Here is a 14,388-nt window from a genome sequence, read left to right as displayed (position 1 = left end):
ACAATCATTTAAACGAGAGCTTTCCTTGGCCCACCCTGCCCAACGCCGCTGGTATCCTCTGGTCTTCGCCATTGCTGCGCTGGTCCTGCTGCCCCTGAGCGTCCTGCTTCTTTCCTGGCAAACCATCGATCAGCAGATCTGGTCCCACCTGTGGGACACCCAGATGCCGCGGTTGCTGGGCAATACCCTCACGCTGGTCCTCGGCGTCGGTTTCGGCGTAACGCTGCTGGGCGTCAGCCTGGCCTGGCTCACCAGCCTCTGCGAATTCCCCGGGCGGCGCTGGCTGGACTGGGCGCTGATGCTGCCCTTTGCGATTCCTGCTTACGTGCTGGCATTCGTCTTTGTCGGCCTGCTGGATTTTGCCGGCCCCGTGCAAACCTTGCTGCGCGAATGGTTCGGCAGTGGCCTGAGGCTGCCGCGAGTGCGCTCCACCGGCGGTGTGATTCTGGTACTGGTGCTGGTTTTTTATCCGTACGTTTACCTCTTGGCACGTAGCGCATTCCTGGCTCAGGGCAAAGGCTTGATGGAAGCAGCGCGAGTCCTTGGGCAATCCCCGTGGCAGGCGTTCTGGCGAGTGGCATTGCCGATGGCACGTCCGGCCATTGGCGCGGGCGTGGCGTTGGCGCTGATGGAAACCCTGGCGGATTTCGGTGCCGTGTCGGTGTTCAACTTCGATACGTTCACCACCGCTATCTACAAAACCTGGTACGGCTTTTTCAGTCTTTCCACGGCTGCGCAACTGGCCAGCCTGTTGCTATTGGTGGTGATGGTCGTGCTGTATGGCGAGCGCCGTGCCCGCGGGGCCAATCGGGCGAGCAACGAACGGCCACGGGTCAAGGCGTTGTATCACCTGCGCGGGTTCAAGGCGCTGGCGGCCATGAGCTGGTGCGGCCTGGTATTTGCCTGCGCCTTCGTCATTCCAGTGCTGCAACTGGTGGTGTGGTTCTGGCAACGTGGGCGCTTCGATCTGGATGAGCGTTATGCCGGATTGATCATCCATACCCTGTACCTGGGCGGCATGGCAGCATTGATCACCGTCAGTGTCGCTCTGGTGCTGGCCTTTGCCCGTCGATTGGCGCCGACCCGGGCGATCCGCTCCGGCATCAGTCTGGCCAACCTTGGCTACGCCTTGCCAGGCTCGGTGCTGGCGGTGTCGATCATGCTGGCGTTCAGTTACCTGGATCGCGAACTGGTGATCCCGCTGTCAGGCTGGTTTGGCGGCGCGGGCAAACCGTTGCTGCTGGGCAGTCTGTCGGCGTTGTTGCTGGCCTATCTGGTGCGTTTTATCGCGGTGGCCTATGGACCGCTGGAAAGCAGCCTGGCGCGAATACGGCCCTCTTTGCCCGAAGCAGCACGTAGCCTTGGCGTCAGTGGGCCACGACTGTTTTTCAAAGTGTATCTGCCGCTGCTGCTGCCGGGCACGTTGAGCGCGGCGTTGCTGGTGTTCGTCGACGTGCTCAAGGAAATGCCCGCAACCCTGCTAATGCGCCCGTTTGGCTGGGACACGCTGGCGGTGCGGATCTTTGAAATGACCAGCGAGGGCGAGTGGGCGAGAGCCTCGTTGCCGGCATTGACCCTGGTGTTGGTCGGGCTGTTACCGGTCATCGGATTGATCCGACGTTCGGCGCACCGAAACGCGTAGGTGTCAGTCCTACACCTTGCGGCTACAATGCGCGGCATTCGGTGCGGTCCGTCCTCGGATCGGGTTGCTGAAATCGGCTGAAAGCCTTTTATTTCAAGGCATTTCATCTCGTGCAGCGCCTGCCCGCACCTTCGCCACGCCCGGAAGGAGAAACCCATGGGACAGCGTACGCCTCTGTACGACCTTCATCTCGCCCTTGGCGCGAAGATGGTCGATTTTGGCGGTTGGGATATGCCTCTGCATTACGGCTCGCAGGTCGAGGAACACCATCAGGTGCGCCGCGATTGCGGGGTTTTCGATGTATCCCACATGACCGTGATCGATGTTGACGGCCCCCAGGCCAAGGCCTGGCTTCAGTATTTACTGGCCAATGACGTCGAGCGTCTGCACAGCCCCGGCCGTGCCTTGTACAGCGCCATGCTCAACGAGCACGGCGGCATCGTCGACGACATGATCGTCTATCGTCTCGAGGACGGTTATCGCCTGGTGGTGAATGCCTCCACCCGCAATCAGGATCTGGCCTGGATGCAGGCTCATCTCGGTGACTTCGATGTGCGGCTCAACGAGCGTTCCGAGTTGGCGATGCTGGCCATTCAAGGGCCTCACGCCCGGCACAAGATTGCCGAACTGGTGACTCAGTCCCGCGGCACGCTGATTCAGCAGCTCAAATATTTCGAAGGTCAGACCGACGGTGACTGGTTCATCGCGCGCACCGGTTACACCGGTGAGGATGGTCTGGAAATCGTGCTGCCGGCGGATCAGGCACCGGGCTTTTTCAACGATCTGGTGGGCGCGGGTATTTCCCCGATCGGCCTCGGCGCGCGCGATACCTTGCGTGTCGAAGCCGGCATGAACCTCTACGGGCAGGACATCCATCAAGAAGTTTCGCCTTTGGCCTCCAACATGGCCTGGAGCATTGCCTGGGAACCGGCCACGCGCCAGTTCATTGGCCGCACTGCCCTGGAAGCCGAACAGGCCAATGGCGTACAGCACAAACTGGTGGGTCTGGTCCTGGAAGAACGTGGGGTTTTGCGCGCGCATCAGGTGGTTCGTATCGCCGATGTTGGCGAAGGGGAGATCACCAGTGGTAGTTTCTCTCCTACGCTTAGCAAGTCGATTGCACTGGCGCGCGTACCGGTGGCCACCGCCGACCGCGCTGAAGTGGAAATCCGTGGCAAGTGGTACCCGGTTCGAGTGGTCAAACCGACCTTCGTACGCCACGGCAAAACCTTGATCTAACTTTTTTTGGCGGGCAATGACCGCTGACATTTTTCTTGAGGACACAGAACATGAGCGAAATCCCTGTCGACCTGCGTTTTGCCGAAAGTCACGAATGGGCCCGTCTAGACCATGATGGCGGCGTGAAAGTGGGTATTTCAGACCATGCTCAGGAAGCCTTGGGTGACGTAGTGTTCGTCGAGCTGCCGGAAATCGGCAAAGTGTTCGCTGCCGGTGAGGCTGCGGGTGTCGTCGAGTCGGTCAAGGCCGCGTCGGATATCTACTCGCCAGTTTCCGGCACAGTCATTGCCGTCAACGAAGAGTTGGCCAACAACCCGGAACTGGTCAACAGCGCGCCTTATGACAGCTGGTTCTTCAAACTCGAGCCAAGCGATACCACCGAACTGGACAATCTGCTGCTCGATGCAGTTGCCTACAAGGCCGCCATCGGCGAATAAGCCTTCAGCGTTACCTCAAAGCCCCGACTTTTCGGGGCTTTTTTGTCTCTGCTAACTTGATGCGCTGGAGATTAAATGTGGAAGCGAGCTTGCTCGCGAAAGCGATTAATCATTCAACCTATATGTCGACTGACCCACCGTTTTCGCGAACAAGCCCGCTCCCACAGGGTATGTGTCAACCTTTCCCACAGGTTCGCTGCTGGCAGCGACTGCTATGCTGGTTTGACCGCATTGCATCGACGCCGAGCGCCAGTCAAGAGAGAGCCCGTCATGTCCCAGTTGCCGTCCTTGAGCCAGTTACGCGACCCCAATACCTTCCTGCGCCGCCATCTGGGCCCCGATGCCGCCGAGCAGCAGGCGATGCTCGACAGCCTCGGTCTTGGCAGCCGGGTCGAACTGATCGAGCAGACGGTTCCGCCGGGAATCCGCCTCAACCGGCCGCTGGACTTGCCGCCGGCCCTCGACGAAGAAGCCGCGCTGGCCAAGCTGCGGGGCTACGCCGAGCAGAACCAGGTATGGACCAGCCTGATCGGCATGGGATACCACGGCACTCTCACGCCGGCCGTCATCCTGCGCAACGTGCTGGAAAATCCCGGTTGGTACACCGCCTATACCCCCTATCAACCGGAGATCGCTCAAGGCCGGCTCGAAGCGTTGCTGAATTTCCAGCAGCTGACCATCGACCTGACCGGCCTGGAACTGGCCAACGCCTCGCTGCTGGATGAGGCCACGGCGGCAGCCGAGGCCATGGCACTGGCCAAGCGCGTGGCCAAATCCAGAAGTAACCTGTTTTTTGTCGATGAGAATTGCCACCCGCAGACCATTTCCGTCGTGCGGACCCGAGCCGAAGGGTTCGGTTTCGAGTTGATCATCGACGCTGTGGATAACTTGAAAAAGCACCAGGTGTTCGGCGCGCTGCTGCAATATCCCGACACCCACGGTGAAGTGCGCGATCTGCGCCCATTGATCGATCATTTGCATGCCCAACAAGCTTTGGCTTGCGTGGCGACCGATCTGCTGAGCCTGCTGTTGCTGACCCCGCCGGGGGAGCTGGGCGCCGACGTGGTGTTCGGTTCGTCCCAGCGATTCGGCGTACCCATGGGTTACGGCGGTCCCCACGCGGCGTTTTTTGCCAGTCGCGACGAATACAAACGGGCGATTCCCGGGCGGATCATTGGCGTGTCGAAAGATGCGCGCGGAAACGTTGCCCTGCGCATGGCCCTGCAAACCCGCGAGCAACATATCCGCCGGGAGAAGGCCAACTCCAACATCTGCACCGCTCAGGTGCTGCTGGCCAATATCGCCAGTTTCTACGCGGTCTACCATGGCCCGGAAGGGCTAAAACGGATTGCCCAGCGCGTCCATCGGCTGACCTGCATCCTCGCCGCTGGCCTGGAGCGTCACGGGATCACCCGTCTCAACCAGCATTTCTTCGACACCCTGACCCTGGAGGTGGGGGGCACTCAGACGGCAATCATCGAAAGTGCCCAGGCGGCGCAGATCAATTTGCGCATTCTCGGCCGTGGGCAGCTGGGCCTGAGCCTCGACGAAACCTGTGACGAAACCACCGTGGCGAAGCTGTTCGATGTGTTTCTCGGTGCCGATCATGGGCTCAACGTCGACGACCTGGATGCTGAAACGCTGGTATCCGGCATTCCTGCCGGGTTGCAGCGCAGTACACCTTATCTGCGTCATCCGGTGTTCAACGCTCATCACAGCGAAACCGAAATGCTGCGTTACCTCAAGCAGCTGGAAAACAAAGACCTGGCGCTTAACCAATCGATGATTCCGCTGGGCTCTTGCACCATGAAGCTCAACGCTACCAGCGAGATGCTCCCCATCACCTGGCCGCAGTTCGCCAACCTGCATCCGTTTGTGCCGAAAGAGCAGGTGGTGGGTTATTCCTCGATGATCGAGGAGCTGGAGCGCTGGCTCTGCGCGATCACCGGTTTCGATGCTATCTGCATGCAACCCAACTCGGGCGCTCAGGGCGAGTACGCCGGGTTACTGGCGATTCGCAAATATCACGAGAGCCGCCATCAGGGCGCGCGGGATATCTGCCTGATCCCGTCATCGGCCCACGGCACCAACCCGGCTTCGGCGCAGATGGCCGGTATGCGCGTAGTGATCGTCGAGTGCGATGAGGCGGGTAATGTCGATCTGGATGATTTGAAGGAAAAGGCCACGGCGGCGGGGGATAAACTCGCCTGCCTGATGGCGACTTATCCTTCGACCCACGGGGTTTACGAGGAAGGCATCAGCGAGATCTGTGAAGTTATCCACAGCCATGGCGGTCAGGTGTACATGGATGGCGCCAACCTCAACGCGCAGGTTGGATTGGCACGGCCGGCAGACATCGGTGCCGACGTGTCGCACATGAACCTGCACAAAACCTTCTGCATTCCCCACGGCGGTGGCGGGCCGGGGATGGGCCCGATTGGCGTTCGCGCGCACCTGGCGCCGTTCGTCGCCAATCACCCGGTAGTGCCCATCGACGGCCCGCTGCCGGAGAACGGCGCGGTGAGCGCGGCGCCCTGGGGCAGTGCGAGCATTTTGCCCATCAGCTGGATGTACATCGCCATGATGGGGCCGCAGTTGGCGGATGCGAGCGAGGTGGCGATTCTCGCCGCGAATTACCTGGCGCAGCATTTGGCCGGCGCATTTCCAGTGCTCTACACCGGGCGCAACGAGCGAGTGGCCCACGAATGCATCCTCGACTTGCGGCCGCTCAAGGCGCAGACCGGGATCAGTGAAGAGGACGTTGCCAAGCGCCTGATGGACTATGGCTTCCATGCGCCGACCATGTCATTCCCGGTGCCGGGGACGTTGATGGTCGAACCGACCGAGAGTGAATCGAAGGCGGAGCTGGACCGTTTTATCGGCGCGATGCTGAGTATCCGCGCGGAAATCACCGAGGTGCAGAACGGCAACTGGCCGGCAGAGGACAACCCTCTGAAGCGTTCGCCACATACCTTGGCCGACATCACCGGGGTTTGGGAGCGCCCGTACAGCATCGAGCGGGCGGTGACGCCGGATGCTCACACCAAGGCCCATAAATATTGGCCGGTGGTGAACCGGGTGGACAATGTCTACGGTGACCGCAATCTGTTTTGCGCGTGTGTGCCGGTGGATGAATACCGCTGAAGTAACGGAACACTAAATGATCGTTCCCATGCTCTGCGTGGGAATGCATCCCGGGACGCTCTGCGTCCCAAGAGCGGACGCAGAGCGTCCATGGCGGCGCTACCACGCGGAGCGTGGGAGCGATCATTGACAGGGTTTTGTCTCGGGCAAAAAAATGCCGCTCATCCAGAGCGGCATTTTTTGTTCAGCAACGAACCTTATTTCGAGGCGATGGCATTCTTCGCCAGGATGGCGTTCGCCAGTTCCATGTCCGTGGCTTGCAGGCCAGGGTTGTCGGCGCGGACTTTCTGTATCGCAGCTTCCAGATAGGGGCCGCGAATGGCGCCGTCACTGGCGACAAAGCTGCCGGCGTCGTCCTGGGCGGCGACGACCAGCTTGTGATCCCTGGAGGTCAGGTAGGAGGTGCCGGTGGTGGCACCGGAAGTAAGGACGTTACGCAAAAAGCTGTCATCAGCCATCGCCGAACCGACTTGAAGGGACAACACGGCGAAAGTAGCGACAGCAAGTTTGAGACGCATAAAAGGTGACTCCACTGGGTTTTAACTGCGGGCTTTGATTGCCAATAACCCAATCGAGTTCCGTGACGTTAGTCGGCTCGCCGCAGGAGCTGCCGCAGGCTGCGATCTTCTGATTTTTGCTTTTAAAAACAAGATCAAAGGATCGCAGCCTGCGGCAGCTCCTACCGACATCAGGCCTACTTCTGCTCACTCTGCGGCGTCACTCGCAACACCTCTTCGACCGTCGTCAAACCCGCCGCCACTTTTTGCGCCCCCGACAAGCGCAAACTGCGCATGCCTTCCTTGAAGGCCTGACGCCGCACCGCGAGCAAATCGGTATCAGGGTTGATCAGCGCTTTGATGCCATCAGTCAGTTGCATGATTTCGTACACGCCGGCGCGGCCGCGATAGCCGGTTTCGCGGCATTCCAGACAACCGATGGCGCGTTGTGCGTTACCTGGCAGTGGCGCTTGCCAAGGCCGGGTCAGGGTTTGCCAGTCGTCCTCGCCCAAAGTTAATGGCGCCTTGCAATGGGGGCAGAGGGTCCGGACCAGACGCTGGGCCATGACCCCGAGCACCGTGGCCTTGATCAGGTAATGCGGCACGCCGAGCTCCAGCAGGCGGCTGATGGCGCTCGGGGCGTCGTTGGTGTGCAACGTCGACAGCACCAAGTGGCCAGTGAGTGCGGCCTGAATCGCCATCTCGGCGGTTTCGAGGTCGCGGATCTCGCCAATCATGATGATGTCCGGGTCTTGCCGCATGAGTGCGCGCACGCCGGCGGCAAAGGTCAGGTCAATGTTGTGCTGGACCTGCATCTGATTGAACGCTGGCTCGACCATTTCGATCGGGTCTTCAATGGTGCAGAGGTTGACCTCCGGCGTCGCCAGTTTCTTCAGGGTGGTGTACAGCGTGGTGGTCTTGCCTGAACCCGTCGGCCCGGTCACCAGAATGATGCCATTGGGCTGGCGGGTCATGTCTTGCCAGCGACGCAGGTCATCGGCGGAAAAACCCAGCTGATCGAAGTCCTTGAGCAGCACTTCCGGGTCGAAGATCCGCATGACCATTTTTTCGCCGAACGCGGTCGGTAATGTCGACAGCCGCAACTCGACTTCGCCGCCATCCGGGGTTTTGGTTTTGACCCGGCCGTCCTGGGGTTTGCGCTTCTCTGCGACGTTCATCCGCCCCAGGCTTTTCAGGCGGCTGACGATGGCCATTGTCACCTGCGGCGGGAATTGATAGACGTTGTGCAGCACGCCGTCGATGCGAAAGCGCACCGTGCCTTGCTCGCGCCGGGGTTCGATGTGGATATCGCTGGCCCGTTGCTGGAACGCGTACTGGAACAGCCAGTCGACGATGTTGACGATGTGTGCATCGTTGGCGTCCGGCTCCTGGTCGCTGGCGCCGAGGTTGAGCAACTGTTCGAAGTTGCCCAGGGTGCTTGTTTGTTGATCAGCGTTGGTGGCGCCGGTGACCGATTTGGCCAGGCGGAAAAACTCCACGCTGAAGCGCTGGATGTCCACCGGGTTGGCCACTACGCGCTTGATCGGTACCTTCAGCACGTGGGTCAGGTCGGCTTCCCAGCTGCTGACGAAGGGCTGGGCGCTGGCCACGGTGACGGCATCGCGGTCGATGGACACCGCCAGAATCTTGTGGCGTTGGGCGAAGGCATAGGACATCAACGGCGTGATGGCCGCGACGTTGATTTTCAGCGGGTCGATGCGCAAGTAAGGCTGACCGGCCTGCTGAGACAGCCAGAGTGTCAGGCTTTCCAGATCGAGGTGTTTGCCGGGACGGCTGAGGTCGTCCAGGTGTTGGCTGGCGATGAATTCCAGCGGGTGCTGTTGACCATTTATGGCGTGACGGCGGCGGGCGTTGAGCGCGTGCTCGGCCGAATCCTGGCTGATAAAGCCTTGGGCGACCAATTCACGCAGCAAATCATTGAGGTCCAGCCAGCGGTCCTGAGTGGCGAGTTGAACGGACATGCGGGCTCCTTTTGAACAACCGTTCGCAAAGGATAGTCGTGCACCCGCAGACCGTTGGGCCACTACCCGACCAAGGCGTGACGTTTCTTTTCAGCCTGCCGCCTGAGCCGGCTCTTCCCACGCAGAATCAGCCGCTTGCAGGTTCACCGAGCAGACGCTGATCAGGTTACGTAATTTTTCCGCGATCACTTGAGCACGGTGCCAGCTCAGGCCGTCCATGACGATATCGACCGACAGCAGATCGTCCATACGCTGCACGTTGACCTGCTGCGGCGTCAGAAACTGCAAGGCGAACAAGTTGAGCGCCCGACACAGCAGATCCGGCTCGGCCTCGGCCAGTAATTGATAGTGAACGCGGCAGTGGGCGTTGCTGACGTTCCAGACATCGGCGCGGGCGGGCGGGGTGTTCACGGCTTCTAAATGCGGCATGGTCGGGCTCCAAAATCACTGGAGGAATTTTTACATTCGGTGCCGGGCATTTCTTATCTATGATTGGGCTTATTGACCATTTATCGAATCGATCAATTCGATTTAGTACCCACTATAGGTTTTTCTATGCACAGCGAGCTGGATGGCTACGACCGCAAGATTCTCGCGTTGCTGCAAGAGGACGCTTCGCTCTCCAGCGCGCAGATCGCCGAACAGGTGGGGCTCTCGCAGTCGCCGTGCTGGCGGCGGATTCAGCGGATGAAGGAGGAGGGGATCATTCGTGCTCAAGTGACGTTGCTTGACCGCAAGAAAATCGGCCTTAACACGCAGATCTTCGCCGAGATCAAACTCAACGCCCACGGACGTTCGAACTTCACCGAGTTCACCGAGGCGATTCGCGGTTTTCCCGAAGTGCTGGAATGTTATGTGCTGATGGGGTCGGTGGATTTCTTGCTGCGGATCGTCACGGCGGACATCGAGGCTTATGAGCGCTTCTTCTTCGAGAAGCTGTCGATGGTGCCGGGGATTCAGGAGGTCAACTCGATCGTGGCGTTATCGGAAATCAAGTCCACGACGAGTTTGCCGGTCTGAAGTTTTTGCGGTGAATGTGCTGGCCTCATCGCGAGCAGGCTCGCTCCCACATTTGATCTTTAGCGTCCACGAATATGTGAGCGACAGATAACCTTGTGGGAGCGGGCTTGCCCGCGATGGCAGTCTTACAGACGCAGCAAAGTCTTCCAGGCTCGATTCTGATACACCGCGATCGCCTGCTGCTTGCGCGCATCCAGCGATTCATCGGTGATCGGCTCGTTGGCCAGTTGCGTCAGTTTGTTCAGCTCACCGTACAGGCGATCCATTTCCGGGATCTCCAGTACGCCGCGGGCATGGTGCAGCCAGGCCTGGATGCGCTCGATACGCGGCAGTTGCTCGGCCAGGTCTTCCGGCTGTTGCTGGTAACGTTGCAATTGCAGCGAGTTGGCTTCTTCGCCCAGCATGCGCGGCAGCCAGCTGCCCAGTTGTGCAGCGCCCTGGCGATTACCGCGGACGTTGCGATCGGCGGCCCAGGTGCGGGCCAGCAGCCAGCGCGAAGTGTTCAGTGAGAACAGGCCCCAACGTGGGTCTTCCAGTTCTTCGAGGAACTGCTCCGGCGCAGCTTTACGTACGTCTTCGTCGTCCAGGCCGGCCTGTACCAGCGGGCGCCAGTCTTCCAGCAGGGCATCCAGCGCGACCCGCAGATCGTGCGTCGACTGACGCGGTGCGGCCTGACCGAGGCTGCTGATCAACGCGCGCATTTCAGCGAGGTTCTCGACCCAGTCCTGCAACAGGCGCCAGTGGCCATTGAAGCGATATTGCTCGGCCAGACGCTGGCTGCTGCTCAGCAAATGCCAGCTCAACGCGGCGAATGCATCGTCCAGCGGCATTTCGGCAGTGATCTGCGGTGCCGGCAAGCTCAGCGAGTAGCTGTTGGCGTCGAACAAGCGATAACCGCGTTCGGCCTTGCTGATGTCACACGGCATCAGCGCCAGTGTCGCAGCCAGTTCGGCGGCCAGTTCCAGCAGCGCGGCCGGTTCGCCTTCGCGCAGCTCCAGTTCCAGCTCGCAGATTTCTTCTTTCTGCTTGCCGACCACCACGTGGCCCAGGTCCAGCGCTGCTTCGATAACCACTTTGGTCTTGCCACGGCCCCAGGCGATTTCTGCGCGTTCGCGAACGAAATCGGTGGTGAAGATGGCTTTCAGGGTTTTCTTGTCCAGCTCGGCCAGCTCTTCGGGCCAGCATTCACCTTCGAGCTTCTTCACGTCGAGCTTGGCTTTGGCCAGAGGCCAGTCGTACTCGTGACGCTCGGACAAACCGGCGACGCTCTGGCCACGGGTCTTGAGGGTCTGAATCACTTCGTCGCCATCGCGGCGCAGGCGCAGGGCAACCTTGGCGCGGGCCAGGTCGCGCTCAGGCGTGTCGAAGTACTGGTTCATCAACTCACGGCGTTCCCAGCCACTTTTGTTGCGTTTTTTCAGTAACGGGTGCTCGCGCAGGGCGGCGAGGGTTTCGCGGCTGACGCGGAGTTTGATTTCGGTTTCTTTCTGCATGGCCGGAAAATCCAGGATCGGGAGCGCAGCCGGGGGAATGTGTGGCTGCCAAGGTCGTGCAGTGTACAGGACTCATTCGAGATAGGGTCTGTTGACACCCTACGCGCCGCGACGGTTTATTCCTGTCGCCGGATGGTTCTATGATGGACTTCAATTCGGGAGTTGGGAGTCAGCGATGCCTTTGCCGTCCATGAAAGATCAGTTCGCTGCGCTGATCGCCGCGCCGTCTGTCAGCTGTACCCAGCCCAGCCTGGATCAAACCAATCGGCCGGTCATCGACTTGCTGGCGACTTGGCTCGGGGACTTGGGTTTTGCCTGCGATATCCAGCAGGTCAGCCCCGGCAAATTCAATCTGCTGGCCAGTTTTGGCTCGGGCCCCGGCGGGCTGGTGCTGGCCGGTCACAGCGATACGGTGCCCTACGACGAGGCGTTGTGGCAGACCGACCCGCTGAAACTGACGGAAGTGGACGGTCGTTGGGTCGGCTTGGGCAGTTGCGACATGAAGGGCTTTTTCGCCCTGGCCATCGAAGCCGTCAAACCCTTGCTCGACCAACCGTTCAAGCAACCCTTGCTGATCCTCGCCACCTGCGATGAAGAAAGCTCGATGTCTGGCGCTCGCGCTCTGGCCGAAGCTGGACGTCCGCTGGGCCGGGCCGCGGTGATCGGCGAGCCGACCGGGCTGAAGCCGATCAGGATGCACAAAGGCATCATGATGGAACGCATCGACATCCTCGGCCAGAGCGGCCATTCCTCGGACCCGCGCCTGGGCCACAGCGCCCTCGAAGCCATGCACGACGCCATGGGCGAACTGCGCGGCCTGCGCCTGGCGTGGCAGCGCGAGTTTCGTAACCCACAGTTCAGCGTGCCGCAGCCGACCCTGAATTTCGGTTGTATCCACGGTGGGGACAACCCTAATCGCATCTGCGGCCAGTGTTCGCTGGAATTCGACCTGAGGCCTTTGCCAGGCATGGACCCCAAAGCGCTGCGCGCGGCGATTCTGCAGAAGCTCAATCCGATTGCCGAACGGCATCAAGTGAAGATCGATTACGCGCCGTTGTTCCCCGAAGTGCCCCCCTTCGAGCAGGCCGAGGACTCGGAATTGGTGAGGGTCGCTGAAAAGCTCACCGGTCATCGCGCCGAAGCAGTGGCGTTCGGCACAGAAGCGCCTTATCTTCAGCGTCTTGGTTGTGAAACACTGGTATTGGGACCGGGCGACATCGCCTGCGCACACCAACCGGGGGAATACCTCGAAATGTCACGTTTGCAGCCTACCGTGCATCTATTACGTCAACTGATTGAACATTACTGCCTGACACCGGCCAAAACGGCGATGCCGGTCAGTTGAGCGCAACCCATGTGGGAGCGGGCTTGCTCGCGAATAGGGAGTGTCAGTTGATATTAATGTGTCTGATACGCCGCCTTCGCGAGCAAGCCCGCTCCCACAGGTTCTGTGTTTTGGCTGACTAAACGTATAAATTGCCAGTGTCCCAACCCGTATTCATGAGGAGAGCGCGCGTGTCGCCAAGCCTGTTCCGACGATAACCATCAGCCCGCTGTGCGTTTACTGCTTTACCCTTTTTTCGGCTGCTATTTATTACAGGCCCAGGTTCATGCCCGAATACGTCAATTGGCTTCGTCACGCTTCGCCTTACATCAACGCCCACCGCGATTGCACCTTCGTCGTCATGCTGCCCGGCGACGGCGTGGAGCACCCGAACTTCGGCAACATCGTCCACGACCTGGTGCTGCTGCACAGCCTGGGTGTGCGACTGGTGCTGGTTCACGGTTCGCGCCCGCAAATTGAAACCCGCCTCGCCGCTCGCGGCCTGACTCCGCATTACCACCATGGCATGCGCATCACCGATGCGGCGACGCTTGAGTGCGTGATTGATGCGGTCGGTCAACTGCGCATCGCCATCGAAGCCCGGCTGTCGATGGACATGGCCTCATCGCCAATGCAGGGTTCGCGCCTGCGGGTGGCCAGCGGCAATCTGGTCACCGCACGGCCGATCGGCGTACTTGAGGGTGTCGACTATCACCACACCGGCGAAGTGCGCCGGGTCGACCGCAAGGGCATCAATCGCCTGCTGGACGAGCGCTCCATCGTGCTGTTGTCGCCGTTGGGTTACTCGCCGACCGGTGAAATCTTCAACCTCGCTTGCGAAGATGTCGCCACCCGTGCAGCTATCGATCTGGGGGCGGACAAGCTGCTGCTGTTCGGCGCCGATTTGGGCTTGATCGACGAAAATGGCCGGCTGGTCCGCGAATTGCGCCCGCAGCAAGTACCGGCGCATTTGCAGCGTCTGGGCAACAATTATCAGGCCGAGCTGCTGGACGCGGCCGCTGAAGCGTGCCGGGGCGGGGTGGCGCGCAGTCACATCGTCAGTTACGCCGAAGATGGCGCGTTGCTGACCGAACTGTTCACCCGTGACGGTGGCGGTACGCTGGTGGCCCAGGAGCAATTCGAAGTTGTACGCGAGGCGGCCATTGAAGACGTCGGCGGTTTGCTGGACTTGATCAGCCCGCTGGAAGAGCAGGGCATTCTGGTACGGCGTTCCCGCGAAGTGCTGGAGCGTGAGATCGAGCAGTTCAGCGTGGTCGAACGCGAAGGCATGATCATCGCCTGCGCCGCGCTGTATCAGATTGCCGATTCGGATGCTGGGGAGTTGGCGTGTCTGGCGGTGAACCCGGAGTACCGCCATGGCGGTCGCGGTGATGAACTGCTGGAACGCATCGAAACCCGCGCCCGGGCCCAAGGGTTGAAAACCTTGTTCGTGCTGACGACCCGGACCGCTCACTGGTTCCGTGAACGGGGCTTCGTGCCGAGCAGCGTCGAACGCCTGCCGTCGGCGCGGGCGTCGCTTTACAACTATCAGCGTAACTCGAAGATCTTCGAAAAAGCCCTGTGATGCCCCAAGCCTCGCTCCTACGGGG

The 14,388-nt window shown here is 60.4% G+C and carries 11 protein-coding genes; 7 read left to right on the top strand and 4 right to left on the bottom strand.

What is annotated here, in order from left to right; all coding sequences use genetic code 11:
- Positions 1-25: 25 nt before the first annotated feature.
- The 4 genes from IB250_RS17135 to gcvP all read left to right on the top strand — a co-directional run bounded on the left by IB250_RS17135 (position 26) and on the right by gcvP (position 6,462).
- Positions 26-1,642 carry an ABC transporter permease gene (locus tag IB250_RS17135; protein ID WP_192344980.1) on the top strand — a complete coding sequence of 539 codons (1,617 nt, stop codon included), beginning with the start codon at positions 26-28 and terminating at the stop codon, positions 1,640-1,642.
- A 156-nt stretch (positions 1,643-1,798) separates the two neighbouring features.
- A complete protein-coding gene (gene gcvT, locus IB250_RS17130; protein WP_192344979.1) occupies positions 1,799-2,881 on the top strand; it encodes a glycine cleavage system aminomethyltransferase GcvT in 1,083 nt (360 codons plus the stop codon).
- 50 nt (positions 2,882-2,931) lie between these two features.
- Positions 2,932-3,318 (top strand): glycine cleavage system protein GcvH, encoded by a 387-nt coding sequence (gcvH, locus tag IB250_RS17125; RefSeq protein WP_192344978.1) that lies wholly within the window; start codon positions 2,932-2,934, stop codon positions 3,316-3,318.
- Positions 3,319-3,588: 270 nt separating this feature from the next.
- Complete coding sequence (gene gcvP / locus IB250_RS17120) at positions 3,589-6,462, top strand: aminomethyl-transferring glycine dehydrogenase (protein WP_192344977.1); 2,874 nt, start codon at positions 3,589-3,591, stop codon at positions 6,460-6,462.
- Between the two features lie 197 nt (positions 6,463-6,659).
- On the opposite strand, the gene IB250_RS17115 is transcribed toward gcvP, so the two are convergent.
- The 3 genes from IB250_RS17115 to IB250_RS17105 all read right to left on the bottom strand — a co-directional run bounded on the left by IB250_RS17115 (position 6,660) and on the right by IB250_RS17105 (position 9,370).
- Positions 6,660-6,980, bottom strand: coding sequence for a DUF2388 domain-containing protein (locus tag IB250_RS17115; protein ID WP_008076034.1), 321 nt, complete (start codon positions 6,978-6,980; stop codon positions 6,660-6,662).
- 176 nt (positions 6,981-7,156) lie between these two features.
- Positions 7,157-8,941, bottom strand: a complete 1,785-nt coding sequence (locus IB250_RS17110) for a GspE/PulE family protein (protein ID WP_192344976.1) — start codon at positions 8,939-8,941, stop codon at positions 7,157-7,159.
- 90 nt (positions 8,942-9,031) lie between these two features.
- On the bottom strand, positions 9,032-9,370 hold the full coding sequence (locus IB250_RS17105) for a hypothetical protein (protein ID WP_007899446.1): 339 nt from the start codon (positions 9,368-9,370) through the stop codon (positions 9,032-9,034).
- Positions 9,371-9,496: 126 nt separating this feature from the next.
- Between IB250_RS17105 and IB250_RS17100 the strand changes: the two genes are divergently transcribed.
- Positions 9,497-9,961, top strand: coding sequence for an Lrp/AsnC family transcriptional regulator (locus IB250_RS17100; protein ID WP_123500382.1), 465 nt, complete (start codon positions 9,497-9,499; stop codon positions 9,959-9,961).
- A gap of 125 nt (positions 9,962-10,086) precedes the next feature.
- Here the strand turns inward: IB250_RS17100 and IB250_RS17095 are convergent, their stop codons facing one another.
- Entirely contained in the window at positions 10,087-11,454 is a 1,368-nt protein-coding gene (locus IB250_RS17095) for an inorganic triphosphatase (RefSeq protein WP_192344975.1), read from the bottom strand.
- Positions 11,455-11,629: 175 nt separating this feature from the next.
- Between IB250_RS17095 and argE the strand changes: the two genes are divergently transcribed.
- Both argE and argA read left to right on the top strand, forming a co-directional pair.
- Positions 11,630-12,799 carry an acetylornithine deacetylase gene (gene argE, locus IB250_RS17090; RefSeq protein ID WP_192344974.1) on the top strand — a complete coding sequence of 390 codons (1,170 nt, stop codon included), beginning with the start codon at positions 11,630-11,632 and terminating at the stop codon, positions 12,797-12,799.
- A 265-nt stretch (positions 12,800-13,064) separates the two neighbouring features.
- Positions 13,065-14,363: an amino-acid N-acetyltransferase gene (argA, locus tag IB250_RS17085; protein WP_123500376.1), complete on the top strand. Its 1,299-nt coding sequence runs from the start codon at positions 13,065-13,067 to the stop codon at positions 14,361-14,363.
- Positions 14,364-14,388 lie beyond the last annotated feature (25 nt).

This window comes from Pseudomonas sp. PDM09 (genome assembly GCF_014852305.1).
Taxonomy (GTDB): domain Bacteria; phylum Pseudomonadota; class Gammaproteobacteria; order Pseudomonadales; family Pseudomonadaceae; genus Aquipseudomonas.
Note: the sequence above shows the minus strand (reverse complement) of the source record. Positions and strands in the feature narration are given on the sequence as shown.

Excerpts from the sequence above, each read along its gene's own strand:
- IB250_RS17115 (WP_008076034.1), bottom strand. The coding sequence starts at position 6,980 with ATGCGTCTCAAACTTGCTGTCGCTACTTTCGCCGTGTTGTCCCTTCAA.
- argA (WP_123500376.1), top strand. The coding sequence starts at position 13,065 with ATGCCCGAATACGTCAATTGGCTTCGTCACGCTTCGCCTTACATCAAC.
- argE (WP_192344974.1), top strand. The coding sequence starts at position 11,630 with ATGCCTTTGCCGTCCATGAAAGATCAGTTCGCTGCGCTGATCGCCGCG.
- gcvH (WP_192344978.1), top strand. The coding sequence starts at position 2,932 with ATGAGCGAAATCCCTGTCGACCTGCGTTTTGCCGAAAGTCACGAATGG.
- IB250_RS17095 (WP_192344975.1), bottom strand. The coding sequence starts at position 11,454 with ATGCAGAAAGAAACCGAAATCAAACTCCGCGTCAGCCGCGAAACCCTC.
- IB250_RS17110 (WP_192344976.1), bottom strand. The coding sequence starts at position 8,941 with ATGTCCGTTCAACTCGCCACTCAGGACCGCTGGCTGGACCTCAATGAT.
- IB250_RS17100 (WP_123500382.1), top strand. The coding sequence starts at position 9,497 with ATGCACAGCGAGCTGGATGGCTACGACCGCAAGATTCTCGCGTTGCTG.
- IB250_RS17105 (WP_007899446.1), bottom strand. The coding sequence starts at position 9,370 with ATGCCGCATTTAGAAGCCGTGAACACCCCGCCCGCCCGCGCCGATGTC.
- gcvT (WP_192344979.1), top strand. The coding sequence starts at position 1,799 with ATGGGACAGCGTACGCCTCTGTACGACCTTCATCTCGCCCTTGGCGCG.
- gcvP (WP_192344977.1), top strand. The coding sequence starts at position 3,589 with ATGTCCCAGTTGCCGTCCTTGAGCCAGTTACGCGACCCCAATACCTTC.